Below are 24,740 nucleotides of genomic sequence, written 5' to 3'. Positions count from 1 at the left end.
GCGGCGTTCGCACGACGCGAACTCGTCGGACCGCTCGGCCCGAGGCGGGTAAAGTCTCTGTGGTCGGGCCGCAGTAACCCCGGGCTCCAAATTTAGCCGCTTCGAGCGGCCTCGCGCCGAGAGGCGTTTCTGCGGTCCGGCACCTCTTCCTCCCGAGACGAGCTCTCGGTCGAGACCCGGCGTGACGACCGACCGCCGCCCTCCTCGCGCCGCGACCTGCGCCTCCTCGTCCCGTCCGAGCCCCGCACAGCGCCCTCGCCCACGTGTGCAAATCGCGACACTTGGGCAGCGTCCGACGGCTACAGAGGAAAGTGAGCGGCGAGTCAGGGCCCGGATGTCGGGTTCGGCACGCATCCCGGCCCGCCGCCGGTCGGGTTCGGCCCGGAGCACCGACCGAGCAGCACGGCCACACACGAATGTTCGCCCAATCCGCCCGGCCCCCGGTGCCGAACCATTCACGTGAGGGCTCCAAGACCCCCCGCCGACACCCGTCCTCCCTACGTTTCGGGCGTCGGCGGGCTGGTCTCCCTGCGATGCACCGGGCCTGAACGCCACCCCAGACGGCCGCATCGCAGGGGGTCCCGCCCGCACCACGAACACCGCACCGCCAAGCACCACGAACACCGCACCACGAACACCGCACCGCCAAGCACCACGAACACCGCACGACGAACACCGCACCGCCAAGCACCACCCGCCCCACATCACGATCCGCCCCGGATCGTGACCCACGAACCGACGAACAGTGCGACCGGAGGTGAACCCTGACATGCTCGAACTCGTGACCCGAGAGACAGAGACACCCGAGAGCGGGCTCGCTCCGACGACTCCCGACGAACTGTTGCCGCGAGTAGCACAGGGTGACCAGACCGCCTTCGCCGAGCTGTACGACCAGACGGCACCCCGCGTGCTCGGCCTGGTGAAGCGGCTCCTCAAAGACCACGCCCAGTCCGAAGAGGTGACCCAAGAGGTCTTCCTCGAGATCTGGCAGAACGCCACGCGCTTCGACTCCCCCGGGGCAGCGCCGCCAGCTGGATGCTCACGATGGCGCACCGCCGGGCCGTCGACCGCATCCGCGCCTCCCAGGCCGGTCGTGACCGCGACCTGAAGATAGGCGTGCGCGACCTCGAGACCGACTTCGACTCGGTCACCGAGTCCGTCGAGAGCCGCATCGAGCACGAGCGGGTCGAGCGGGCCCTCGGACGCCTCACCGAACTGCAACGGCAGGCGGTGAAGCTCGCCTACTACGGCGGCCTCAGCCACAGCGAGGTCGCGAAACTCCTCGACGTGCCGATCGGCACCGTCAAGACCAGACTGCGCGACGGCATGATCCGTCTGCGCGACGAGATGGGGGTCGCATCGTGACCGACCACGACGAGCCCACGCGCGGCCGGCACACGGACGACGCGGGCACCACGAACGTCGACACCGACCACCTGTCCGGTGCCTACGTGCTCGACGCACTGAGCGACGACGAACGACACGCGTTCGAGGCCTTCCTCGACGACACATCAGACCAGCACGACGACACCAGGACGGAGGTGGCCGAATTGAGAGAGACCGCATTGCTGCTCGCCCACGCGGCCCGGCCCGTCACCCCGTCGGCCGGGCTCCGCGCCAGCGTGCTCGACCTCATCGCGTCGACGCCGCAGCTCGCGCCGCTCACGGCGACGGGCCCGACGGCAGACCACGACACCGCGACGACCGCAGGAGGCGCGGGTGACGGCGACCACGAACGTCGCGTCGAGCGCACCCCCGCTCCCGAGATGGAGCCGAGCGAGTCCGAGGGTGCCCGCGTCCTCACGCCGACCGGGGCCGCGCACCGTCGCTGGTTCACGCGTCCGGTCGCCGTCCTCGGTGCGGCCGCCGCGGCTGCCGCGCTCTTCTTCGGCGGTGGAGCCCTCGTCGAGGGGCTCGGACAGTCCGGCCAGCAGCAAGAGCAGCAGGCCTCCGGCATCGACGAGATCTACGCCGCGAGCGACTTCCAGCGCTCGGTGGCCGACGTCAGCACCGGGGGCAAGGCGACGCTCATCTGGTCGAACGAACTCGGTCGCTCGGCCGTCGTCGTCGACGGGATGACCTCGCTGCCCGGCGACCAGACCTACGAGCTCTGGTACATCAACGACGACGGAGCCGTGCCCGCGGGCACCTTCGACGCCTCGTCGAACGCCCCGGCCACGCACGTGCTCAAGGGCGAGATGAATGCTGGCGACACGGTCGGCATCACGGTCGAGCCCGCGGGTGGATCGTCGTCGCCGACCAGCGACCCGGTCGTCGCCATCCCCAGCGCCTGACCGGGCACGCCTGACCCGGCAGCCTGACCCGCCACCCCACGCAAGAGGCGGTCCACCACCCGGTGGACCGCCTCTTCTCGTGTGCACCTCGCGGACACGCGACGTGCAGGTGCGCCTCACCCCGAGGAGGCGCGGTGTCGGATCAGCCGAAGCGTCCCGACACGTAGTCTTCCGTGGCCTGCACGCTCGGGTTCGAGAACATCTTCGCGGTGTCGTCGTACTCGATCAGCTTGCCGGGCTTGCCGGTGCCGGCGATGTTGAAGAACGCCGTCTTGTCGCTGACGCGGCTGGCCTGCTGCATGTTGTGGGTCACGATGACGATCGTGTACTGCTGCTTGAGCTCCTCGATGAGGTCCTCGATGGCGAGCGTCGAGATCGGGTCGAGGGCCGAGCAGGGCTCGTCCATCAGCACGACGTCGGGGGAGACCGCGATGGCCCGCGCGATGCAGAGACGCTGCTGCTGACCGCCCGAGAGGCCCGAACCGGGCTTGTCGAGGCGGTCCTTGACCTCGTTCCAGAGGTTCGCGCCCTGCAGCGACGACTCGACGAGGCCGTCCTGGTCGCTCTTCGACATGCGGCGGTTGTTGAGCTTGACGCCCGCGAGCACGTTGTCGCGGATGCTCATCGTCGGGAACGGGTTGGGGCGCTGGAACACCATGCCGACCTGACGGCGGACGAGCACGGGGTCGACGCCGGGGCTGTACAGGTCGTTGCCGTCGATCAGCACCTCGCCCTCGACGTAGGCACCGGGGATGACCTCGTGCATGCGGTTGAGCGTGCGGAGGAAGGTCGACTTGCCGCAACCGGACGGGCCGATGAACGCGGTGACCGTGCGGGGCTCGATGGTGATGTTGACGTCTTCGACGGCCTTGAACTTGCCGTAGTAGACGTTGAGGTCGTTGACCTCGATGCGCTTGGACACGGTGATTCCTTCGGGGTGGGAGCCGGGCGGGAGCCGGGACGGGGTGTGGGTCGGAGCGGCCGGGTCAGCGGCCGAGCTTGGGGGCGAAGACGCGGGCGATCAGGCGGGCCAAGAGGTTGAGCGCCATCACCATGAGGATCAGGGTGAGGGCGGAGGTCCAGGCCCGGTCGATGAAGGCCGCCGCGTCGGTGCCCTGGCTGACGTACGAGCTGTAGGCGAACACCGGCAGCGACTGCATGCGGCCGTCGAAGAGGTTGTAGTTCATGCTGGCGGTGAAGCCCGCCGTGATCAGCAGCGGAGCGGTCTCACCGATGATGCGCGCGATGGCCAGCATGACGCCGGTCGTGATGCCGGCGACCGAGGTGGGGATGACCACCTTCACGATGGTCAGCCACTTCGGCACGCCGAGGGCGTAGGCGGCCTCGCGCAACTCGTTCGGCACGAGCTTCAGCATCTCCTCGGTGCTGCGCACGACGACGGGGATCATCAGCACGGCCAGTGCCACGGAGCCTGCGGCGCCCATGCGCACGCCTTCGCCGAAGAAGATGACGAAGAGGGCGTAGGCGAAGAGGCCGGCGACGATCGACGGGATGCCCGTCATGACGTCGACGAAGAACGTGATCGCGCGGGCCAGACGGCCCTGGCCGTACTCGACGAGGTAGATGGCGGTCAGCAGGCCGATCGGCACCGAGATGACCGCGGCCAGGGCCGTGATCAGCAGGGTGCCGGTGATGGCGTGCAGACCACCGCCGCCAGCTCCGACGACGTTGCGCATCGACATCGCGAAGAAGTCGGCGTCGAACCGGTTGGAGCCCGACGTCACGACCGTGAAGAGCAGGGAGACCAGCGGGACCAGCGCGATGATGAAGGCGGCACTGACGGCGGTCGTGACGACGCGGTCCTTCGCGCGGCGGATGCCCTCGATCTGCATCGCGACGACGAAGACGAGCACGGCGTAGAGCACGGTGCCGAGGATGATCGCCCCGACCCAGTTGAACGACTCGGTGACGCCGGCCGCGTTCAGCAGCGCGAAGACGACTCCCATGACGACCCAGCTGCCGAGCAGGATGACCAGCGGAGCGGCCTTGGGCAGACGGCCCGTCGTGAGGGCGTTGACGGAGGGGCTGGACCGGCGCACGCCGGCGGTGGTGGTGGCCATCAGTTCGCTCCCGAGAAGGCCTTGCGGCGGTTGATGACGTAACGGGCGATCGAGTTCACGATCAGGGTGATGACGAACAGCACGAGGCCGGTCGCGATGAGGGTGTTGATGCCGATGTCGTGCGCCTCGGGGAACCGCAGGGCGATGTTGGCCGCGATGGTCGAGGAGTTCGTCGAGGTCAGGATCGCGGGGTTGATGACGAGTGCCGGCGAGAGCACGAGGGCCACCGCCATGGTCTCGCCGAGAGCGCGACCCAGGCCCAGCATCGCGGACGAGATGACACCGGGGCGGCCGAAGGGCAGCACGGCGATCTGGATCATCTCCCAGCGGGTGGCGCCGAGGGCCAGGGCGGCCTCTTCGTGCAGCACCGGCGTCTGGAGGAAGACCTCGCGGCTCAGGGCGGTGATGATCGGCAGGATCATCACGGCGAGCACGATCGAGGCGGTCAGCAGGGTGCGACCCGTGCCCGAGACGGGGCCGGCGAAGAGCGGGAACCAGCCGAACGTGCTGACCAGCCAGTCGTAGAAGGGCTGGATCGCGGGGGCGAGCACGATGCTGCCCCAGAGGCCGAAGACGACCGACGGCACGGCGGCCAGGAGGTCGATCACGTAGCCGAGTCCCTGGGCGAGCTTGCGGGGCGCGTAGTGCGAGATGAAGAGGGCGATGCCGATCGCGACGGGGAGGGCCATCAGGAGGGCGAGGGCGGCGGCGTAGACCGTGCCGAACGCCAGCGGTCCGACGTACTCCCAGAACGATCCGGGGTAACCCGAGAGCGAGACGTCCTCGGGAGCCGCGGTGAGGGCCGGGATGCTCTGCACGATGAGGAAGAGCGCGACGGCCGCGAGGATCGCGAGGATGAGACCACCGGCGACGACCGTGCTGCCCGAGAAGATCCGGTCGGCAGGACGTCGCTTGGGCTTCGGGACGACGGCGGGGGCCGAGGTCGTGGCGGGGGCGGTCATCGGACGGGGTCCTCCGGAGGCTCGGGTGGGGTTCGGGGGTGGTGCGTGGTGCGTGGTGCGTGGTGCCTGTCAGGCCGATGGCCCGGGAACGCACGCGGTGCGTTCCCGGGCCCCCGGGGTGGTGCCGTGTTACTTGATCAGTGCGATGGCGTCGGCGACCTGACCCGAGAGGGTGCTCGAGATCGGGGCCGAGCCGGCGGCGTCGGCCGCGACCTTCTGGCCGTCTTCGCTGGTGACGTACGAGAGGTACGCCTTGACGAGCTCGCCCTTGGCGGCGTCCTCGTAGGACTCGCACGCGCTCAGGTAGCTGACCAGGACGATCGGGTAGACGCCCGCGGCGGTCGAGGTGCGGTCGAGCTCGATGGCGATGTCACCCTCGGTGCGACCCTCTTCTTCGGGCGACTCGTCGACGATGGCGGCAGCGGCCTCGGCCGAGTAGCCGACGAAGTCGTCGCCGACCTTGACCTTGGCGACACCGAGGTCACCGGCGCGCGAGGCGTCGGCGTAGCCGATGGTGCCGGTGCCGTTGGTGACGGCGTCGATCACGCCGGTGGTGCCCGAGGCACCCTCGCCGCCGAACGCGGTCGGCCAGGTGCCGTCGGCCTCTTCGGTCCAGGTGTCGGCCGCCGTGGCGTGGAGGTAGTCGGTGAAGTTCTCGGTGGTGCCCGAGTCGTCCGAGCGGTGGACGGCGGTGATTCCCGTGCTGGGCAGGTCGGCGTCGGGGTTGTCGGCCTTGATCTCGGCGGCGTCCCAGGTGGTGATCTTGCCGCTGAAGATGCCGGCGAGGGTGGCGGGCGTGAGGTTCAGCTCTTTCACGCCGTCGAGGTTGAAGACGACCGCGATGGGCGAGACGTACGCGGGCAGCTCGACGATGCCGGTGTCGGGCGTGCAGCCGGCGAAGGTGCTCGACGAGATCTCGTCGGTCTTGAACGCGCGGTCGGAACCGGCGAAGTCCGCGGCCCCCGAGATGAAGCTCTCGCGTCCACCGCCCGAGCCCTGCGGGTCGTAGTTGATGGTGACGTCGGGGTTGGCGGTCTGGAAGCCCGCGACCCAGGCTTCTTGCGCAGCCTGCTGCGACGAGGCGCCGATGCCCGAGATGGAGCCGGAGAGGTCGCTGGCCGATGCGTCGCCCGAGGGCGAGGCGCCGCCTTCGTTGCTGGCGCAGGACGCGAGGAGCATGGTTCCGACCGCGGCGATCGCGACGATGCTGCCGGTGCGCTTGAAGTTCACAGGGGGGTCCTTTTCGGGATGTGATGGCTGGGTGCTGTGGGCCAGGTGCCGACCCGTGCGAGACGCTACGGCGACGGGTTAACCACGGTCGCCTGCCCCGGTGAACGGAAGGTGAACGAGGGGGGAACATCGGCCGGGACGAGCGCGTCCCGACAGAGGTCGGCCCCCGCCCGTCGCAGGCGGGGGCCGACCCTCTCGATGCCGTGGGGAGCCGAGGAGGCGCGGGTCAGGCGGCCGGGCCGTGCGTCTCGATCGCGACGAGCGCCGTGTCGTCGACCGAGACGTGCAGCACCGTGAACTCGGCCGTGCCGAGCGACGAGGCACGGCGCAGGTCGATGCGGTCGCCCCCCTTGGTGCCCAGCGAGATCTGCCGGATGACCTCGGGCAGCACGGGGCCGTGGCTGCAGATGACGGCCGCGACCTTCTTCTTCAGTCGCTTCTTGACCACCCCGGCGACGTCGTCCGTGCCTTGCTCGAAGGCGTCCTGGCTGATCGCGTCGGTCTGTCGGACGCCGACCCGGGTCAGCTCGGACAAGGGCTCGAGCGTGGCCAGGCAGCGCGCCGCCGTGCTGCTGACGATGCGCGTCGGGGCCCAGGCCGCGATGACCGGTGCGACCGACTTCGCCTGGCGGCGGCCCTGGGGCAGAAGCGGGCGCGTGGCGTCCGAGCCGTGCCAGTCGGACGGCGACGTCGTCTTGGCGTGACGGAGGGCCACGATCGGGAAGGTGCGAGCCCTGCCCGTCGTCACCCGGTCGGCGAAGCGCTGGAGCACGTCGGCGTCGCGGGCGTAGGTCAGCATCGCCTTCGCCTTGTCGATGCCGACCCATTCGATGGCCGCGACCTCGTGGTTGGGCGTGAACGCCCCGGCCTGGGCGACGGACTCGTCGGTCACCTCGGCGGACCAGTAGTGCACGACCTTGTCGCGACCGCCGGGCAGCAGGTACTCGGCCGTGCCGAGCGGGGCGCCCAGCGTGACGCGGTAGCCGGTCTCTTCGTGGATCTCTCGAACGGCCGTCTGGGGCGTCGACTCACCCGGGTCGACCTTGCCCTTGGGCAGCGAGACGTCGCCGTGGTGGTCGCGATGGATCAGCAGCACCCGGACCTTGCCGTCGACCAGACGCCAGCAGACGGCGCCCGCGGCGACGACGGTCGTCGAGGTGACGGTCATCGCTTGGAGCGCTTCCGCTGCGTGATGGCCTTCATCTGGGCGTTCTGCAGATCGGTCAGCGGCCGGCCCTCGGCGTCACGGGCGTGGCGGGTCCAGGTGCCGTCGGCCTCGAGCCACCAGGAGGCGGTCTCGTCCGACATGGCCTGCTCGAACAGGTCGGCCACCTCGGCGAGGTGGTCGGCCTGCGTCAGGCGCACCAGGGCCTCGATGCGACGGTCGAGGTTGCGGTGCATCATGTCGGCGCTCCCGATGAAGACCTGCGGGTCACCGTCGTTGGCGAACCAGAACAGACGGCTGTGCTCGAGGTACCGCCCGAGGATCGACCGCACGCGGATGTTGTCGCTGAGCCCCGGCTCACCCGGCTTGATCGTGCAGATGCCGCGCACCCAGACGTCGACGGGCACCCCGGCCTGGCTCGCCTTGTAGAGGGCGTCGATGATCTGCTCGTCGACGATCGAGTTGATCTTGATGCGGATGCCCGCGGGGCGCCCGGCCTGGGCGTTCTCGATCTCGTTCTGGATCTGCTTGAGCAGACCGCGACGGAGGTAGCGGGGAGCCACGAGCAGTCGTTTGAACTTCTTCTCGATCGCATAGCCCGAGAGTTCGTTGAACAGGCGCGTCAGGTCTTTGCCGACCTGGTCGTCGGCGGTGAAGAGACCCATGTCTTCGTAGATGCGGCTGGTCTTCGGGTTGTAGTTGCCGGTGCCGATGTGCGTGTAGTGCTTCAGCGTGCCCTTCTCCTGGCGGATGACCAGGGCGAGCTTGCAGTGGGTCTTGAGCCCGACGAGGCCGTAGACGACGTGCACGCCGGCCTTCTCGAGCTTGCGGGCCCAGGTGATGTTGTTCTGTTCGTCGAAACGCGCCTTGACCTCGACGAGCGCGAGGACCTGCTTGCCCGCCTCGGCGGCGTCGATGAGGGCCTCGATGATCGGGCTGTCGCCGCTCGTGCGGTAGAGCGTCTGCTTGATGGCCAGCACGTTGGGGTCGGCCGCGGCCTGTTCGAGGAACGCCTGCACGCTGGTCGCGAACGACTCGTACGGGTGGTGCACGAGGATGTCCTGCCGCGCGATGCTGGCGAACATGTCGGGCTTCATGTTCGGCTCGGTCTGCTGCAGCTGGACGGCCGTGGTCGGCAGGTGCTTGGGGTACTTGAGGTCGGCCCGCGCCATCTTGGTGATCTCGAACAGGCCGGCCAGGTCGAGCGGGGCCGGCAGCTTGTAGACCTCCTGGTCGGTCACGTCGAGTTCGCGCACGAGCAGCTCGAGGGTGACCGGGTCCATGTCGTCGGTGATCTCGAGGCGGATCGGCGGACCGAACCGACGGCGCAGCAGCTCGCGCTCGAGGGCCTGGATGAGGTTCTCGGACTCGTCCTCGTCGACCTCGACGTCCTCGTTGCGGGTGACGCGGAACACGTGGTGCTCGACGACCTCCATGCCGGGGAAGAGGTCTTGCAGGTGGTTCGCGATGAGGTCCTCGAGGGGGATGAACCGCACGCGCCCGCTGTCGTTGTCGGGCAGCTGCACGAAGCGCGGCAGCATCTGCGGCACCTTGAGGCGCGCGAACTCCTGACGCATCGTCTTGGGGTTGCGGACGCGGACGGACAGGTTCAGCGACAGCCCCGAGATGTAGGGGAAGGGGTGGGCCGGGTCGACCGCGAGCGGCATGAGCACCGGGAAGATCTGCTCGGCGAAGATCTCGCGCATGCGCACCCGGTCGGCCTCTTCGAGGTCGGACCAGTTCTCGATGTGGATGCCCGCGTCGTCGAGGTCGGGCTTGACCAGGTCGAGGAACGCCCGGGCGTGACGTTCTTGCAGCTCGTGGGCCTTCTTGTTGATGTCGGCCAACACCTCGTTCGGCCCGCGCCCCACGTTGGTCGGCACGGCGAGGCCCGTCGCGATGCGGCGCTTCAGGCCGGCGACGCGCACCATGAAGAACTCGTCGAGGTTGCTCGCGAAGATCGCCAGGAAGTTCGCTCGTTCGAGCAGCGGCGTGGTCGGGTCCTCCGCGAGTTCGAGCACGCGCTGGTTGAACGCCAGCCAGCTCAGCTCGCGGTCGAGGTAGCGCTCGGCGGGCAGGGTGCCGTCCTCGAAGCTGACGATCTCGTCGAAGTCGTCGAGGAAGTCGGGGGTGACGCCGGCACCGTCGACGCGGGGTTCGCTGCTGTCCATCGCACCATCGTGCCACCCCCGACCGCCTCGGAGCGTCGTCCCGGGTAAACGCGAGATGACGTGTGGGCACCCGACGGCCGGGGGAGGAGGCGCGGGCTGGCCCGGTCGCGCCGGTTCAGTGCACGATCAGCCACGTGGCGACCGCGTCGACCCCGCTGCCGTTGCTCAACCGGTGCGGCAGGTCGCACGGGAAGGTGATCGAGTCGCCGGCCCGCATCGTGACGGTCTCGTCGGGGAAGTCGATGGTCAGCTCTCCCGAGGTGACCGTGCCGACCTCGTAGCCCTCGTGGGTGATGAGGGCGGCGACCTCGGTGGCGAGGGCTCCCGGCGGGTAGGTCGACTCGAAGAAGTCCACGCCGGAGAGATGGGCGGGCGAGAGGCGACGGAAGACCACTCCGCCGCCCAGCAGGACCGGCTGCGCCGCGCCTCCTCGGGCCAGGACGTAGCCGCCCGTGGCGGCGTCCCCGCGGTCGGACGGGGCCGTGCGGCGGGTGGCGGGCTCGGCGCGGTCGTCGAAGACGTCGGCGAGCGGCACCCCGAGCACCTGGACGATGGCGATCAGCCGGCTGACCGAGGGGCGCCGGACACCGCGCTCGATCTGCGAGACCGCGCTGGGCGAGATGTCGAGGGCCCGGGCGAGGGCGCTGAGCGAGAGACCCGCCGCGGCGCGGAGGTGGCGCAGGCGGGCACCGAGGGCGGCGGCGTCGAGATCGCCGATCGCCGGCGTGGGCGCGTCGGGGTCGTCGGGCATGACCCTCCTGGGGCGGGGACGGGTGGTCGGTCGGGCGGGCGCGGTTCCGTGAAGCAACCGCTGTCACGAACCCGTAACACGGCCGACATCAGGCCGAATCCGTGAAGCCATAGATTCACGATCGACCCGTCCCGCCGATCGTCAGACTACAACGCCGCCTGGAGGCACGCCGTGACCACAGACATCGCCCGACCCCCGGCCGACCCGGCCCCGCCCGCCGTCGGAGCCGCCGGCTCACCCGCCCCGCTGACGTCCGTCGCGGCCGCTCGGGTCGAGGGCGCCCGGGACCCCCGGCTGACGAACGACGACCTCGCTCCGCTGGGGAGACAGACCTGGTCGAGCTACAACATCTTCGCCTTCTGGATGTCGGACGTGCACTCGGTCGGCGGTTACGTGACCGCAGGCAGCCTCTTCGCCCTCGGCATCGCGAGCTGGCAGGTGCTCGTGTCGCTCGTGGTCGGCATCGTGATCGTCAACGTCTTCGCGAACCTCGTCGCCAAGCCCAGCCAGCGCACGGGCGTTCCCTACCCGGTCATCAACCGCGCCGTCTTCGGCGTGCTGGGGGCGAACGTCCCGGCGATCATCCGGGGCCTCATCGCGACGGCCTGGTACGGCGTGCAGACCTACCTGGCCGCGGAGTCGCTCAACATCGTCTTCCTCAAGTTCGTCCCGTCGACGGCCTCGTTGCTCGAGCCGTCCTTCCTGGGCCTCAGCGCCCTGGGCTGGATCTCGTACGGCATCCTCTGGTTCGCCCAGGCGGCCCTGTTCTGGCGCGGCATGGAGACCATCCGTCGGTTCATCGACTTCGCCGGTCCCGCCGTCTACGTGCTGATGATCGCCCTCGCGGTCTACCTCGTCTCGCAGGCGGGCTGGAGCGCGATCGACCTCGACCTCTCGGTGGGCGAGCCGCTGTCGTTCGCCGCGTCGCTGCCGGTCATGGCGTCGGCCGTCGCCATCGTCGTCAGCTACTTCTCGGGGCCCGTCCTGAACTTCGGCGACTTCTCGCGGTACGGCAAGAGCTTCGCGGCGGTGAAGCGGGGCAACGTCCTCGGGTTGCCGGTGAACTTCCTCTTCTTCTCGATCCTCACCGTGCTGTGCGCCTCGGCGACGGTGCCGGTGTTCGGGCGGCTCATCACCGACCCGATCGAGACCGTGGACGCCATCGGCACGCCCTTCGTGGTCCTGCTCGGCGGTCTCACCTTCGTCACCGCGACCGTCGGCATCAACATCGTCGCCAACTTCATCGCCCCGGCCTTCGACTTCTCGAACGTCGCGCCGAGGAAGATCAGCTGGCGACTCGGCGGCATGATCGCCGCCGTCGGTTCCGTGCTGCTCACCCCCTGGAACTGGTACGGCAACGCCGAGGCGATCCAGTACACGCTCGGCGTGCTGGGGGCGCTGATCGGGCCGCTGTTCGGCATGTTGATCGCCGGCTACTACCTCGTCGCCCGTCAGCGCGTCGCCGTCGAGGACATGTTCACGATGTCGCCCTCGGGTCGCTACTGGTACCGGGGCGGGTTCAACCCCAACGCCGTCTGGACCCTCGTGCTCGCGGGCACCGTCTCGGTCGCGTCGGCACTCGTGCCCGGCTGGGTCGTGGACGCCGGTGGCCCCTCGCTCACCTGGATCGGCAACTACAGCTGGTTCGTCGGCTGCGGCCTCGGTCTCGTGCTGTTCTGGGCCCTCGAGAAGCGTCGGCCCCGCATGCCCCGACTCGACGCCGACGACCCCACGGTCGACGACGGGACCGTCGCGAGTCCGGCCGAGGGGCGGGTCGCATGAGGCTCCGTCTGATCAACCCCAACACCACACAGGCCATGACCGCCGCGATCGGCCGCACCGCGGCCGCCGTCGTCGGGCCGGGCACCCGCGTCGAGGCGCTCGGTCCGTCGATGGGTCCCGTGTCGATCGAGAGCCATTACGAGGAGGCGCTGGCGGTACCCGGTGTCCTCGAGCTTGTCCGCGACGGAGAACGCGACGGCGTCGACGCCCACGTGGTCGCCTGCTTCGGCGACCCGGGGTTGGACGCCGCCCGCGAGCTGGCGACCGGTCCGGTGCTGGGCATCGCCGAGGCCGGCATGCACGCGGCCTCGATGGTCGGGCGCGGCTTCGGCATCGTGACCACGCTCGGGCGCACCGTCGGGCGGTCCCGCGAACTGGTGCAGCGGTACGGCTTCGCCGACCGGTGCGTCGAGGTCCGGGCGTGCGAGGTGTCGGTGCTGGGACTCGACGACCCCTCGTCGGGCGCGCGCGCCCTGATCGTCGACGAGTGTCACGAGGTGCTGGCGTCGGGGGCCGACGCGGTCCTGCTCGGCTGTGCCGGGATGACCGACCTCTGTCGGTCGATCTCGGACGAGATCGGCGCTCCCGTCGTCGACGGGGTCGCCGCCGCGACGGTCTTCGCCGAGTCGCTCGTGCGTCTGGGGCTCGTCACCGGCAAGCGCGGCGAGTACGCGCGGCCGCCGCTCAAGGAGATCACCGGCCTGCTGTCACCGTTCGCGCTGGGCGGTGCGCCCGCCCTGCTCTGAGGTGCACTCGGCCGACCGCCGCCGCATCCCGCGCACGACGAAGCCCCCGCCGGTTCGGCGGGGGCTTCGTCGTGCTCGTGCTGTCGTGCCTACTTCTCTTCGTTCTTCAAGGCGAGGCCCAGGGCGAAGAAAGTCGGCGCCCAGTGGCCGATGAAGATGCCCCAGCGGTCGGACTGCGCCTTGTCGGACGAGTCCTTCCCCTGCGAGGCGATCCAGGCCACGAGGGCGATGACGATGGAGGCGAAACCTCCCCAGTAGGCGTGCTTGCTCTGGAGGCCGAGGTCGGAAAGGAACTTGACGGGGTTCATGGTGTTCTCCTGACGATGGGATGCGTGCCGTACGCGGTGCCTCAATCCACTCCACGGTGCTGTGAGCGCGATGGCAGATCCGCTCGGCCCCCTGGAGTGGGCCCCGCCGAGCCGTTCGTGTACCCCGGTTGTACCCCTCGGGTCAGGTGAGCGGCGTGGCGACGCTCGAGGTGAACGTGGCGCCGTCGGCGGTCACGTCGCTGATCAGGCCGCCCACCCGCACCGGCACCGGTGCGAGCGAGCCGTAGACGCCGCTGTTGCCCGCGGCGTCGACCCCCTGGGCGGTGAAGGAGGCCGAGCCCGGTGTCGTCGTGCTGACCGTCCAGCCGCCGTCCTGCCAGTCGCCGACGGTGAACTGCGGCGCGGACTCGAGGGTCCACTTCTGGCCGGACAGCGTGTACCGGCCCGACTCCGTGTCGTACAGGCCGAAGCTGCAGCCCTCCGGACGCAGGTCGGTCGAGGCGATGCAGCCCGCGACCCAGGCGTCGACGGCCGCGGTCGCCGCCGTGGTGCCCGCCGGGGTGAGGGGGGTGGTGAGCGGGGTCGGCGGGGCGGCGACGTCGGGACCCTCGACCGCGGCCGTGGCGGCGGTGGCGGAGTACGACTCGTTCTCGGCGGCGAGGGCGACCTCGTAGCTGCCGGGGAAGGCCTTGAGGCTCACCGAGCCGTCGGCCCCCCGTGTGACGGGCGTGCCGTCGACGGCGATCTCGGCCGACGCCGGGCCGGCGACCTGCACCGAGACCGTGCCGAGGTCGACCGGCTGGAGCGCCCAGCGGTCGAAGAACAGCAGATCGCGCCCGTCGCGCACGAGCGTGAAGTCCTGCGCGTGGGTCGACCCGTCGGCGCGGTGCACGACGGCCTCGACCTGCGCGTCGTCTCCGTCGGTCGAGACGGCGCCCAGCTGGAATCCGTCGACCTGGTCGTCGGCTGCGGCGTAGGCGTCGTCGGTCAGCAGGACGTCGCCCTCGGCGACCTCAGTGCCGTCGAGGGCCAGGGCACGTTCGACCTCTCCGGCCTGGACCGCGCCCAGGTAGTCGCGGACGGTCGCCTCGGGCCGGTGGGAGGCGCTCATCGTCGCGAACGTCACGGCACCCGCCACGACCAGCACGAGCAGCAGGGCTGCTCCACCGATGAGGCCGATCAGCAGTCGCCGACGCCGCGCGGCCTGCTCGGGCGTCCTCGGTGCCGGGGGCGTCGGAGCCTGCGCGTACGCGAACTGCTGGGTCGGCTGGCCGTAGGCATCCTGCCCGGGCGCCTCCTGCGGGTGCCCGGAGGCACCGTAGGGTTGCTCGTACGCACCCTGCGGCTGCCCGTACGCACCGTGAGATGGGTCGTACGCACCCTGCGGCTGCCCGTTCGCACCGTACGGTTGCTCGTTCGCACCCTGCGGCTGTCCGTGGTCGCCCGGTTGCGGTGCCGAACCGTAGAGCTGGTGCCCGTAGCCGGACGGCTGCTGCGCCTGCCCCTCGGGCTGTTGCCCGTACGGCAGGCCCTGGTACGGGAACGCGGCCGGCGGTTCGTGCCCCTGGGTCTGCTGCCCCTCGTGCTGCTGCCCCCCGTGCTGCTGCCCCTCGGGCGGCGGCCCGTCGTGCCCCCGGTCGTCGCCGCTCGGTCTGGTCTGATCGGTCATGATGCCCCCTCGATCGCTGTCATCCGACCCGCAGCATATCGGTGGCCCGGATCGGCGCGCACCCCCCGATCGAGAACGGGGCGTCCAGGGGCAGCGGTCAGCGCGTGAGCGTGTACTGGACGTCGACCGCGTGGTCCGTGAACCCGCGAGCCGCGTAGAGCCGGAGGGCAGCGGTGTTGTCCCCTTCGACGTACAGTGCCGCGGTGCCGGCCCCGCGCTCGGTGAGGCGGGCGAACCCGGCGTCGACCACCGCGCCGCCGCGCCCTTCGCCCTGGTGGTCGGGCGCGACGCCGACCGCGTAGAACTCTCCGGGCTGACCTTCGTCGAGCTTCAGCCAGCAGAAGGCGAGCAGCTCGTCGCCGCGCCAGAGCAGGACGAAGTCGCCGGCGTCGAACCACGGCTCGGCCTTCCGGGCGTCGAGGTCGGCCGGGACGAGCGAGCCCTGCGCGGGGTGGTCGGCGAACGCCCGGGCGGTGAGGTCGAGCCAGGCCCGGTCGTCGACGCCCGGGCGGAACGGGGCGACCCGGTCGCCGTCACGCAGGCGGGGGGCGCGGGGCTCGTCGGGGACGTCGGCCCGCTGTTGCAGCCGGCGACGCGTCTCGGCGCGGCCGAAGCGCGCCGCGAGCACGCGCGAGCCCGGGTGGTCGCCGTGGGCCCAGAGCAGCAGCGGACCCTCGGTCTCGTCGACGAGTCGCTGCAGCAGCTCGGCACCGCGCCCTTGTCGGCGGTCGTCGGGGTGCACGACAAGTTCGGCCTCACCGTCGCGCAGCCCCGCCGCGGCGTGCTGATCACCGATCACGGTCGCCGCGCCCGACCGGACGTCGACCAGCGTCTGGTCGGAGAACGGCGGGCTGCCGTCGGCCTCGGTGGCCGCGCGGGCGAGCGTGGGCACGAAGGAGGCGCGGGTCGCGTCGTCCGCGCCCGTCACCACGCCACCGTGCTCACGTGACGACCGCCTGGGCGTCGTCGTCGTAGACGTTGAACCGGTAGCCCACGTTGCGCACGGTGCCGATCAGCGACTCGAGGTCGCCGAGCTTGGCCCGGAGGCGCCGCACGTGCACGTCGACCGTGCGCGTGCCGCCGAAGTAGTCGTAGCCCCAGACTTCGCTGAGCAGCTGCTCGCGCGTGAAGACGCGGGACGGATGCGTGGCGAAGAAGCGCAGCAGCTCGAACTCCTTGAAGGTGAGGTCGAGGGGGCGGCCGTGCCCCTTGGCCGAGGAGCTGGCCTCGTCGATGACGACACCCGAGGCGTGGATCTTCGAGCCGTTCTGCGACTGCGCGAGACGACCCGTGACCAGGCGGATGCGGGCGTCGATCTCGGCGGGACCGGCGGTCTCGAGGATGACGTCGTCGACGCCCCACTCGCTGTTGACGGCCGTCAGCCCGCCCTCGGTGAGCACCAGGACGAGCGGCACCGTGACGCCGGTGGTGCGCAGGATCTTGCACAGCGACTTGGCGCTCGCGAGGTCGGCGCGGGCGTCGACGAAGATCAGGTCGCTCGAGGGCGCGTTCACCAGTTGCGCGGGTTCGGCCGGGATCTGCCGGGTACGGTGGCTGAGAAGAGCGAGCGACGGCAGGACGTCGGGGCCGCCCGCGGAGGTCAGTACCAAGAGCTGCGCCACACGACCTCCAGTGAATGTACTGTCGAGCAGTCTAAAACATGAGACCCCGCCACTCCGACCATCCGATGCTAGGGCAGGTCGGCAGAACGGCGGACACGAACGAGGGACGAACGGTGCAGGCAGGCGAACGAGACGTCGACGCGACGACGGCACGGCTCAAGCCGATCACGGTCGTCCCGGTCTGGGCCGCGACGCTCGTCGTGGCCGTGCTGATCGGCCTGCGGTCGCCCGCCTCCGAGTACTGGGACCACGTCGTCCTCGCCCTCGGCGGGGCCATCGTGCTCACCTTCGTGCTGCAGCTCGCCACGAGCCAGAAGGACGGCCTGGTCTCGCGCACGATGCTCAGCACCTGCGGCAGCCTGGTGATCCTGGCCGTCGTGACGGGCGTCTTCGCCCTCGTGTGACCACCGGCCCCTCGGCTCGTCTGAACGGTCGCCCCGAAGGACTGGGCACGTCGGTGGTCGCCGGGTAGGCTCGACGACATGGATTCCCTGCTCGCACTCGAGGTGTTCTACATCGGGCTCCTCGGCCTCGCCACCCTCGCCATCGGCTTCGTCTCGGTCGTCGTCCTGCTGAAGTTGTTCAAGGGTCAGCGCTGACCGCTCCATGATCGACATCCCCACCGACCTGCCGTCCGAGCTCGTCCCCCTCTCGTGGTTGATCGGCGTCTGGCAGGGCACCGGCGTCGTCGACTACAAGATCGGCGAGGGCGACCCCGACTCCGAGCCGGGCACCGAACGTCGCACCCACGAGTTCGGCCAGCGCATCAGCTTCAGCCACGACGGCCTGCCGTTCCTCAACTACAGCTCGTTCACCTGGCTGCTCGACGACGAGCACACGCCTCTGACGAGCGAGACCGGTTACTGGCGCCTCGAACGTCCGGCCGAGCCGGGTGACCGCGGCCCGGGCATGCTGCCCGGTGTCGGCGTCCAACCGTTCACCTCGGCCCGCGCGGTCGAGATCCTGCGCACGCCCGACGACGGCTTCGGCCTCGAGGTGCAGGTCGCCCACCCGACCGGCGTCAACGAGCTCTACCTCGGCCGGGTCAAGGGCCCGCGCATCGACCTCGCCACCGATGCCGTCGTCCGGTCGAGCAACGCGAAAGAGTACTCGGCGGCCACCCGCATGTACGGCCTCGTCGAGGGCAAGCTCTTCTGGGCGTGGGACATCGCGGCCCTCGGCCAAGAGCTGCGTTCGCACGCATCCGGGCAGCTGGCGCGCGTTGACTGACGCCGGCGACCCGACCCTCGAGACCACGGGCTCCGTGGTCTCGCCGTTCTCGTCGCGCGACGGTTTCGTCGACGACGGTTCGGGCGTCGCGGCGCACTACGGCAACCCGCTCGGCGAACAGCGCCTGCTCGCCCGGGGGGCGGCGGTCGTCGACCTGTCCGACCGCGGCGTGCTGACCGTGACGGGGCCCGACCGGCTGAGCTGGCTCAACTCGCTGACGAGCCAGGCCCTCGTCGGTCTCGCGCCGGGAGTCTCGACCGAGACCCTGTTGCTCGACGCCAACGGTCGCCTCGAGCACGCCGCCCGCGTCCTCGACGACGGTGAGACCACCTGGCTGCTCGTCGACCGCTCCGAGGTCGAGCCCCTCGGCACATGGCTCGACCGGATGCGCTTCATGCTGCGCGTCGAGGTCGCCGACCGCACGGGTGACGTCGCGACCATCGGCTCGATGCACGATCTGCTCGGTGGTGGCGACGGCGCCGACCCCCTCGTCCCGGTCATGACGTCGCACGACACGGCGCTCGTCTGGGTCGACCCCTGGCACGAGGTGACCGCCGGCGGCCACAGCTACGCCGACTCCGACCGTCACCCGGGCCACGACTGGACCTACCGCGAGAGCCTCGTCCGACCCCCCGCCCTCGGCGCCCGCGCGGCCCCCCCGGCCGGGGGGCGCGCGGTGGCGGGCACCCCCGCCCGGGGGGCCCTGCGCATCGAGGCCGGGCGCCCCCGCCTCTCGACCGAGGTCGACGAGCGCACCATCCCGCACGAGCTCGACTGGATGCGCAGCGCCGTGCACCTCACCAAGGGCTGCTACCGCGGTCAAGAGACCGTCGCCAAGGTGCACAACATCGGCCACCCGCCGCGGCGGCTCGTCATGCTCCACCTGGACGGCAGCGACGGCGTGCTGCCCGAGCGCGGTGCCGAGGTCGTGCTGGCCCCGGTCGCGGGCAGCGCCCCCGACGAGGCCGACACCGCAGGAGGCGCGGTGCCCGTCCCCGAGGCGACCGCACCCAGGTCGGTCGGTCACGTCACGAGCGTCGCCCTGCACCACGAGCTCGGCCCGGTCGCCCTCGCGCTCGTGAAGCGCGGCACCGACGAGTCCGCCCCGCTGGCCGTCGTCGTCGACGGCCTGGTGATCGCGGCCGCGCAAGAGATCGTCGTGCCCGCCTCGGCCGGTGCCGCCGCGGGTGTTCCCCGGTTGCCGCGCCTCGGCGCCGTCCGCCGCTGACGGCCCGGTGAGGCAGTGCACCCGGGCCCGGTCGTGACCGGGCCGACGCGCGGCGGCGGGCTGCGACGCGGCTGGCACCGCGCCTCCTCGTCCTTCGACGTGCGCGACGCGACGGCGCGCACGATCGCGTCCGGTCCGGCGATCGTACAGATCGTGCTCGCCGTGGCCGGGGCCTACGCCATCACGCACTACGGGCTCGGGCACGCGATCCCCCTGCTGGCCGTCACGATCACGATCTCGTCCCTCGGCCTGGCCCGCGACGCCCGCCCGCGACGGGTGCTCGAGAACGCCGTCGGCGTGCTGATCGGCATCGCGCTCAGCGAGGTGCTGCTCATGGTGGTGGGCAAGGGGCTGTGGCAGATCGCCCTCGTGCTGTTCGTGACGCTGCTGGTCGCGCGGTTCTTCTCGTCGAGCAGCGCCTTCGCCGCGGCTGCCGCGACCCAGTCCATGCTCGTCATGCTGCTGCCCGACCCCGACGGCGGGGCGTTCGTGCGCAGCATCGACGGCGCCGTCGGGGGAGCGGTGGCGTTGCTCGTCACGGCGATCGTGCCCCGTGACCCGGTCGGCCTGGCCCGTCACGACGCCCGGCGCCTGTTCGACGAGGTCGACCGGGCCTTCGCGGCGCTGGTCGGCGCCCTCCGCACCGACGACGCCCCACGGGCCGACGACGCCCTCGAGCGCCTGCGGTCCACGCAGCCGGTGCTCGACGACTGGTCGTCCACCCTCGAGTCCGCCGAGTCGATCGCCCGGCTGTCGCCGTTCCTGCGGTCTCGGCTGCCCGACCTGCGGCAGCAGGCGACGGTGCGGCGCTACGTCGACCTCGCCGTGCGCAACCTGCGGGTGGTCGCCCGGCGGCTCGACACGCAGCTCGGCGACGGTGTCGACCGGTCGGCTCTGGCCGACCTGCTCGAGTCGACCTCGCGTGCGGTCGCCGTGCTCGGCCGGTCGGTGCACGACGTCGAGCAGCGGCCCGTCGCCCGTGAGGCCCTGTCGGCCGTCGCCCGTCGACTCGACCCGACGGTCGTGCTGCCCGGCGCGCCCGTGACCGAGGCGATGATCGTGCTGATGCTGCGCCCGCTGCTCGTCGACCTCCTGATGGCCACCGGACTGGACCACGACGAGGCCCGCGCCCGACTGGCCCGCGTCTGAGCAGACCCGTCCAGGGTCAGTCGCGGGGGGCGACCGCGGCCCAGGGCAGCGAGAGCTCGCCGAGCCGCCACCGTGACCGCCCGCCCTGCACCGGCCAGCCCGCGCCTCGCAGCCCCTGCACCGTCGCGAGCCACCGCTGGACCGGCCCGTAGACCGAGAGCGGGGCCGCCACCGCCCACTGCCGGTCGAGGTCGACGAGCAGGTCGTGCACCCGCTCGCCCGGGACGTTGCGGTGGATCAACGCCTTGGGCAGCCGTTCGGCCACGATCGAGGGGAGCTCGAGCCCGGCGAGCCGCAGCGAGATCGTGAAGGTCGTGGGCCCCGCGGGCGTCACGTCGACCCAGCTCGCCACGCGCCCCACCTCGTTGCAGGTGCCCTCGACGAGGACGCCACCCGGCTGCAGCCGTGCCGTCATGAGCGCCCAGGAGTCGGCGACCTGCGACTCGTCGTACTGTCGCAGCACGTTGAACGCCCGGATCACCGCCGGTCGTCGGTCGCCGTCGAGCGGCACCTCGAAGCCGCCTCGTCGGAAGCTCACACCGGGCCGCGCCGACAGGCTGGCCAGTCGGACGCGCTCGGGCTCGATCTCGATGCCCACGACCTCGACGTCGTCGCGCACCTCCAGGAGGCGCTGGTGCAGTTCGAGGGGAGTCGTCGCGCTCGCCCCGTACCCCAGGTCGACGACCAGCGGGTCGTCCGCCCGTCGGAACGACGGGTGCGCGGCGATCCAGCGATCGACGCGCCGGAGGCGGTTGGTGCCGGTCGTGCCGCGGGTGACGGAACCGATGGGCATGCGCCAAGTCTGCCATCGGGCCGTCGCGATACGCTGGCGGCATGACTTCGACCCTCATCCTCCTGCGTCACGGCAACAGCGAATGGAACGCGAAGAACCTCTTCACCGGATGGGTCGACGTGCGGCTCACCGAGCAGGGCCGCCGAGAGGCCAAGCGTGCCGGCGAGCTGCTGCGCGAGGCCGACCTGCTGCCCGACATCCTCTACACGTCGCGCCTGACCCGGGCGATCCAGACCGCCGACATCGCCCTCGAAGAGGCCGACCGCCTCTGGATCGACGTCAAGCGCTCGTGGCGCCTCAACGAGCGTCACTACGGTGCGCTCCAGGGCAAGGACAAAGCGCAGACGCTCGAGCAGTACGGCCCCGAGCAGTTCCAGACCTGGCGTCGCTCGTTCGACGTGCCGCCGCCCCCGCTCGACGACGACAGCGAGTTCTCGCAGGCGCACGACAAGCGTTACGCCGAACTCGGCATCGACGCCCCGCGCACCGAGTCGCTCGCGCTCGTCATCGAGCGCATGCTGCCCTACTGGCACAGCGACATCACCGAGAGCCTGGCCGCCGGTGACGTCACCCTCGTCGTCGCACACGGCAACTCGCTGCGTGCGCTGGTCAAGCACCTCGACGGCATCAGCGACGACGAGATCGCCGAGCTGAACATCCCCACGGGCATCCCGCTCGTCTACGAGCTCGACGACGACTTCGTGCCGACCGGCCCGGCCCGCTACCTCGACCCCGAGGCCGCCGCCGCCGGTGCCGCCGCGGTCGCGAACCAGGGCAAGAAATAGCGCCTCCTGAAGTCCCCGCGCCCCGCGCCCCGTCCTCGGGGGCGTGGGGCGCTTCGGCGTCCGGCACCCCCGGCACGACAGGGTTCGGGGCGGCGGTCAGACGAACCGGGCGCTGATCTGCATGACCAGGTCGTCCATGTCGACGGGCGCGCTCGTGTCGACGCGGACGACCGGCCACAGCCCGAGGGGCTCGGCACCGGCCACCCGGGCCGGCCAGGCGGCGCGGGCCGATTCGACCGTGCCGTGCGCCGGGTGCCGGCCGCCCGCGGCGAGCCGGTCGACCACGCGCTGCAGGGCCACCTCGGGGTCGACGTCGCACCACACCTCGACGGTGCGCGGCGAGCCGGCACGCTCGACACCGGCCCGGGCGAACTCGAGGTCGCGCTCCCGGTGCCAGAACGCGTCGACCACCACGCCCGCCTCGACCTCGCCCGCCATCGCCCAGACGGTGTCCATCGCGATGCCGCCGAGGGCCTCGGGGGCGATCATCGGCCCGGCCAGGTCGACCAGCGCCTCCTTGACGGGGTCCTTCGCGAGCAACGGGCACCCGAGCACCCCCGCGAGCGTGGCCGAGAGGGTGGTCTTGCCCGATCCGGGCAGACCGTTGACGAGGATCGCGACTGAAGCCATGCTCCCATCCTCGCGGACGGCGGAGGCCCCGACCGAACGCAGGAGGCGCGGTGCCCGTCGAACGGACACCGCGCCTCCTGCAGGTCGCCGTCGATCAGACCTCGGGTGCGACCCAGTCGCCGGTGGCGAGGTACTGGACCTTCTTGGCGATCGACACCGCGTGGTCGGCGAAGCGCTCGTGGTAGCGCGACGCGAGGGTGGAGTCGACCGTGTCGACGGCCGCGCCCTTCCAGGTCTCGCCGAGCACCTTGTCGAAGACGCTGAGGTGCAGCTCGTCGATGCGGTCGTCGTCGTTGCGGATCTCTTCGGCCAGGCGGACGTCCTCGGTCGTGAGCAGCTCGGTGAGCTTGTTCGCGATGGCGACGTCGAGCTCGCCCAGCTCTTTGAAGGTCGGGCGCAGCGACTTCGGCACGACCTTCTCGGGGAACCGGTAGCGGGCGAGCTGGGCGATGTGCTCGGCCATGTCGCCCATGCGCTCGAGCGAGGCGCTGATGCGGAGCGCACTGACCACGATGCGCAGGTCGCGGGCGACCGGGTTCTGACGGGCCAGGATGTCGATGGCCAACTCGGCGAGGGCGATGGCGCGCTCGTCGATCTTGTCGTCGTCGGCGATGACCTGCTCGGCCAACGAGACGTTCGACTCGTTGAAGGCCGTGGTCGCGTTCGCGATCGAGACGGCGACGAGGCCGGCGATCTCGACGAGACGCTCCTGCACCTCCAGGAGTTCCTGCTGGAATACCTCGCGCATGTCGTGTTCGACCCTCTCGTCGTGGGGGCTCGGTGGCCCTGGGAGCACGGTGGCTGTGAGCGACGTGCGGGACGCACGCTCGGCTCGTGACGTGGGGGCAGAGTCGCCCGCACAGTCCCGACGATGCTCTCCGGTGAAGGTTAACGACCGGTGATCACCGCCTGAACTCTGACCAAAGTACAGCGGATGGGACGACCTCCCGTTCATCCACCCACCGGGGGGTCACTACTGTGAACGACATGGAATCCGCCTGGCTGGTGCCGTTGTCGCTGGCCTTCGGGGTCGTCGTCGGCGCCGCGATCGTGGTGGTCGTCGTCTCGGCCCACCGACGGGCCGTGCGTGCCGCGGCGCTCGTCGACGTCGCCCTGCCCGACGGCATCGACGCCGTGCTCGACGCGCTCGAGTCGGCCGGCCTCGTGGTCGATCCCTCGGGGAACGTGCTCAAGGCCTCGGCCGCGGCGCGCCAGCTCGGCCTGGTCTCGGCCCAGCAGCACCTCGTGCACCCCGAACTCGAGACGATCGTCGACGCGGTGCGTCGGCACGGCGACCCCGTGGTCGAAGAACTCACCCTGCCGCGCCTGCCCGGCAGCGAGGCCACCATCGCCGTGCACGTGCGGGCCGCGGCGCTCGGCGGACGATTCGTGCTGGTGCTCGCCGAGGACCGCACCGAGGGGCGTCGGCTCGACGACATGCGTCGTGACTTCGTCGCCAACATCAGCCACGAACTCAAGACGCCCATCGGCGCCGTCGGCCTGCTCGCCGAGGCGCTCGAGTCCGCGTCGGCCGACCCCGAGCAGGTGCGCCACTTCGCCGCCCGTCTGACCCGTGAGGCCGGTCGGCTCGGTCGCCTTACCCAGGACATCATCGAGTTGTCGCGTCTGCAGGCGACCGACGCGCTCGAGACCAGCGACTCGGTCGACGTCCGCACCGTGGTCGACACCGCCGTCGACCGCAACCGCGTGGGTGCCGAGGCGCGGGGCATCGACCTCGTCGTCCGGGGCGGCAAGCACGCGCACGTGATCGGCGACCAGGCCATGCTCGTCACGGCCGTCGACAACCTCGTCGCGAACGCCATCAACTACTCGCCCGACGGGTCGCGGGTCGGCATCGGGGCCACCCTCGACACGGGCGGGGTGGTCGAGATCTCCGTGACCGACCAGGGCTACGGCATCCCCGACGACGAGCTCGACCGGGTCTTCGAGCGGTTCTACCGGGTCGACCCGGCCCGGTCTCGACGGACCGGCGGCACGGGCCTCGGGCTCGCCATCGTCAAGCACGTGGTGCAGAACCACGGTGGCGACGTGCGCGTCTGGTCGCAGGTCGGCAAGGGGTCGACCTTCACCCTGCGCCTGCCGGCCGCGGACGTCGACCCCGACACCCGATCGATCCCGACCACGGCCGCCTCGGCACCAGAGCCCCAGGAGACACGATGACC

At 70.9% G+C, this 24,740-nt stretch carries 23 protein-coding genes and 1 pseudogene; 10 read left to right on the top strand and 14 right to left on the bottom strand.

All coding sequences use genetic code 11. The features are described from left to right. Positions 1 to 769 precede the first annotated feature (769 nt). Together AEQ27_RS12075 and AEQ27_RS12070 are read left to right on the top strand one after the other, a co-directional pair. Positions 770 to 1,365 (top strand): annotated as a pseudogene (locus tag AEQ27_RS12075) (sigma-70 family RNA polymerase sigma factor). Next, positions 1,362 to 2,294, top strand: a complete 933-nt coding sequence (locus AEQ27_RS12070; RefSeq protein ID WP_054146881.1) for an anti-sigma factor domain-containing protein — start codon at positions 1,362 to 1,364, stop codon at positions 2,292 to 2,294. Before AEQ27_RS12075 ends, AEQ27_RS12070 begins: the two are co-directional and overlap by 4 nt. Positions 2,295 to 2,436: 142 nt before the next feature. Here AEQ27_RS12070 and pstB read toward each other — a convergent pair whose 3' ends face one another. The 7 genes from pstB to AEQ27_RS12035 form a co-directional block, all read right to left on the bottom strand. Beyond that, positions 2,437 to 3,216 (bottom strand): phosphate ABC transporter ATP-binding protein PstB, encoded by a 780-nt coding sequence (pstB, locus tag AEQ27_RS12065; RefSeq protein WP_054146880.1) that lies wholly within the window; start codon positions 3,214 to 3,216, stop codon positions 2,437 to 2,439. A 64-nt stretch (positions 3,217 to 3,280) separates the two neighbouring features. Beyond that, the gene (pstA, locus tag AEQ27_RS12060) at positions 3,281 to 4,375 is read right to left on the bottom strand and encodes a phosphate ABC transporter permease PstA (RefSeq protein WP_054146879.1); all 1,095 of its coding nucleotides are present in this window, start codon (positions 4,373 to 4,375) and stop codon (positions 3,281 to 3,283) included. Then, positions 4,375 to 5,337 (bottom strand): phosphate ABC transporter permease subunit PstC, encoded by a 963-nt coding sequence (gene pstC / locus AEQ27_RS12055; RefSeq protein WP_054146878.1) that lies wholly within the window; start codon positions 5,335 to 5,337, stop codon positions 4,375 to 4,377. Before pstC ends, pstA begins: the two co-directional genes overlap by 1 nt. A 129-nt stretch (positions 5,338 to 5,466) precedes the next feature. Next, positions 5,467 to 6,567 carry a phosphate ABC transporter substrate-binding protein PstS gene (locus AEQ27_RS12050; protein WP_369813643.1) on the bottom strand — a complete coding sequence of 367 codons (1,101 nt, stop codon included), beginning with the start codon at positions 6,565 to 6,567 and terminating at the stop codon, positions 5,467 to 5,469. 226 nt (positions 6,568 to 6,793) lie between these two features. Then, positions 6,794 to 7,735 carry an NUDIX hydrolase gene (locus AEQ27_RS12045; protein ID WP_054146877.1) on the bottom strand — a complete coding sequence of 314 codons (942 nt, stop codon included), beginning with the start codon at positions 7,733 to 7,735 and terminating at the stop codon, positions 6,794 to 6,796. Continuing rightward, positions 7,732 to 9,903, bottom strand: coding sequence for an RNA degradosome polyphosphate kinase (locus tag AEQ27_RS12040; protein ID WP_054146876.1), 2,172 nt, complete (start codon positions 9,901 to 9,903; stop codon positions 7,732 to 7,734). The genes AEQ27_RS12045 and AEQ27_RS12040 overlap by 4 nt, the downstream gene beginning before the upstream one ends. A gap of 115 nt (positions 9,904 to 10,018) precedes the next feature. Next, positions 10,019 to 10,654: a helix-turn-helix domain-containing protein gene (locus AEQ27_RS12035; RefSeq protein WP_054146875.1), complete on the bottom strand. Its 636-nt coding sequence runs from the start codon at positions 10,652 to 10,654 to the stop codon at positions 10,019 to 10,021. 171 nt (positions 10,655 to 10,825) lie between these two features. On the opposite strand from AEQ27_RS12035, the gene AEQ27_RS12030 reads away from it, so the two are divergent. Continuing rightward, entirely contained in the window at positions 10,826 to 12,436 is a 1,611-nt protein-coding gene (locus tag AEQ27_RS12030) for an NCS1 family nucleobase:cation symporter-1 (RefSeq protein WP_054146874.1), read from the top strand. Further along, positions 12,433 to 13,182, top strand: coding sequence for an aspartate/glutamate racemase family protein (locus AEQ27_RS12025; RefSeq protein ID WP_054146873.1), 750 nt, complete (start codon positions 12,433 to 12,435; stop codon positions 13,180 to 13,182). Before AEQ27_RS12030 ends, AEQ27_RS12025 begins: the two co-directional genes overlap by 4 nt. An 89-nt stretch (positions 13,183 to 13,271) precedes the next feature. On the opposite strand, the gene AEQ27_RS12020 is transcribed toward AEQ27_RS12025, so the two are convergent. From AEQ27_RS12020 to AEQ27_RS12005, 4 genes are all read right to left on the bottom strand, one after another. Then, complete coding sequence (locus AEQ27_RS12020) at positions 13,272 to 13,490, bottom strand: hypothetical protein (protein ID WP_054146872.1); 219 nt, start codon at positions 13,488 to 13,490, stop codon at positions 13,272 to 13,274. A 142-nt stretch (positions 13,491 to 13,632) separates the two neighbouring features. Further along, positions 13,633 to 15,120 carry a proline-rich domain-containing protein gene (locus tag AEQ27_RS12015; RefSeq protein WP_054146871.1) on the bottom strand — a complete coding sequence of 496 codons (1,488 nt, stop codon included), beginning with the start codon at positions 15,118 to 15,120 and terminating at the stop codon, positions 13,633 to 13,635. Positions 15,121 to 15,217: 97 nt separating this feature from the next. After that, the gene (gene mshD / locus AEQ27_RS12010) at positions 15,218 to 16,048 is read right to left on the bottom strand and encodes a mycothiol synthase (protein WP_161805537.1); all 831 of its coding nucleotides are present in this window, start codon (positions 16,046 to 16,048) and stop codon (positions 15,218 to 15,220) included. A gap of 13 nt (positions 16,049 to 16,061) precedes the next feature. Next, positions 16,062 to 16,742, bottom strand: a complete 681-nt coding sequence (locus AEQ27_RS12005; RefSeq protein WP_054146869.1) for a winged helix-turn-helix domain-containing protein — start codon at positions 16,740 to 16,742, stop codon at positions 16,062 to 16,064. A gap of 113 nt (positions 16,743 to 16,855) precedes the next feature. Between AEQ27_RS12005 and AEQ27_RS12000 the strand changes: the two genes are divergently transcribed. The 4 genes from AEQ27_RS12000 (at position 16,856) to AEQ27_RS11985 (ending at position 20,349) form a co-directional block, all read left to right on the top strand. Continuing rightward, positions 16,856 to 17,146, top strand: a complete 291-nt coding sequence (locus AEQ27_RS12000; RefSeq protein ID WP_054146868.1) for a hypothetical protein — start codon at positions 16,856 to 16,858, stop codon at positions 17,144 to 17,146. Between the two features lie 202 nt (positions 17,147 to 17,348). After that, positions 17,349 to 17,972 carry an FABP family protein gene (locus AEQ27_RS11995; protein ID WP_054146867.1) on the top strand — a complete coding sequence of 208 codons (624 nt, stop codon included), beginning with the start codon at positions 17,349 to 17,351 and terminating at the stop codon, positions 17,970 to 17,972. Beyond that, positions 17,965 to 19,200 carry a folate-binding protein YgfZ gene (locus AEQ27_RS11990; protein ID WP_082383477.1) on the top strand — a complete coding sequence of 412 codons (1,236 nt, stop codon included), beginning with the start codon at positions 17,965 to 17,967 and terminating at the stop codon, positions 19,198 to 19,200. The genes AEQ27_RS11995 and AEQ27_RS11990 overlap by 8 nt, the downstream gene beginning before the upstream one ends. 33 nt (positions 19,201 to 19,233) lie before the next feature. After that, the gene (locus AEQ27_RS11985; protein WP_161805536.1) at positions 19,234 to 20,349 is read left to right on the top strand and encodes an aromatic acid exporter family protein; all 1,116 of its coding nucleotides are present in this window, start codon (positions 19,234 to 19,236) and stop codon (positions 20,347 to 20,349) included. A 16-nt stretch (positions 20,350 to 20,365) separates the two neighbouring features. Here AEQ27_RS11985 and AEQ27_RS11980 read toward each other — a convergent pair whose 3' ends face one another. Further along, complete coding sequence (locus AEQ27_RS11980) at positions 20,366 to 21,142, bottom strand: methylase (protein ID WP_054146864.1); 777 nt, start codon at positions 21,140 to 21,142, stop codon at positions 20,366 to 20,368. Positions 21,143 to 21,183: 41 nt separating this feature from the next. On the opposite strand from AEQ27_RS11980, the gene AEQ27_RS11975 reads away from it, so the two are divergent. Beyond that, positions 21,184 to 21,927: a phosphoglyceromutase gene (locus AEQ27_RS11975; RefSeq protein WP_043597224.1), complete on the top strand. Its 744-nt coding sequence runs from the start codon at positions 21,184 to 21,186 to the stop codon at positions 21,925 to 21,927. Positions 21,928 to 22,023: 96 nt separating this feature from the next. Here the strand turns inward: AEQ27_RS11975 and AEQ27_RS11970 are convergent, their stop codons facing one another. Together AEQ27_RS11970 and phoU are read right to left on the bottom strand one after the other, a co-directional pair. Then, positions 22,024 to 22,557, bottom strand: coding sequence for an AAA family ATPase (locus AEQ27_RS11970; RefSeq protein ID WP_054146863.1), 534 nt, complete (start codon positions 22,555 to 22,557; stop codon positions 22,024 to 22,026). A 94-nt stretch (positions 22,558 to 22,651) separates the two neighbouring features. Continuing rightward, positions 22,652 to 23,305 carry a phosphate signaling complex protein PhoU gene (gene phoU / locus AEQ27_RS11965; RefSeq protein WP_054146862.1) on the bottom strand — a complete coding sequence of 218 codons (654 nt, stop codon included), beginning with the start codon at positions 23,303 to 23,305 and terminating at the stop codon, positions 22,652 to 22,654. Positions 23,306 to 23,544: 239 nt separating this feature from the next. Here phoU and AEQ27_RS11960 point away from each other — a divergent pair, with 239 nt between their 5' ends. Further along, positions 23,545 to 24,738, top strand: a complete 1,194-nt coding sequence (locus AEQ27_RS11960; protein ID WP_054146889.1) for a cell wall metabolism sensor histidine kinase WalK — start codon at positions 23,545 to 23,547, stop codon at positions 24,736 to 24,738. Positions 24,739 to 24,740: the final 2 nt, after the last annotated feature.

It is taken from the genome of Frigoribacterium sp. RIT-PI-h, assembly GCF_001297205.1.
Taxonomy (GTDB): Bacteria; Actinomycetota; Actinomycetes; order Actinomycetales; family Microbacteriaceae; genus Frigoribacterium.
Note: the sequence above shows the minus strand (reverse complement) of the source record. Positions and strands in the feature narration are given on the sequence as shown.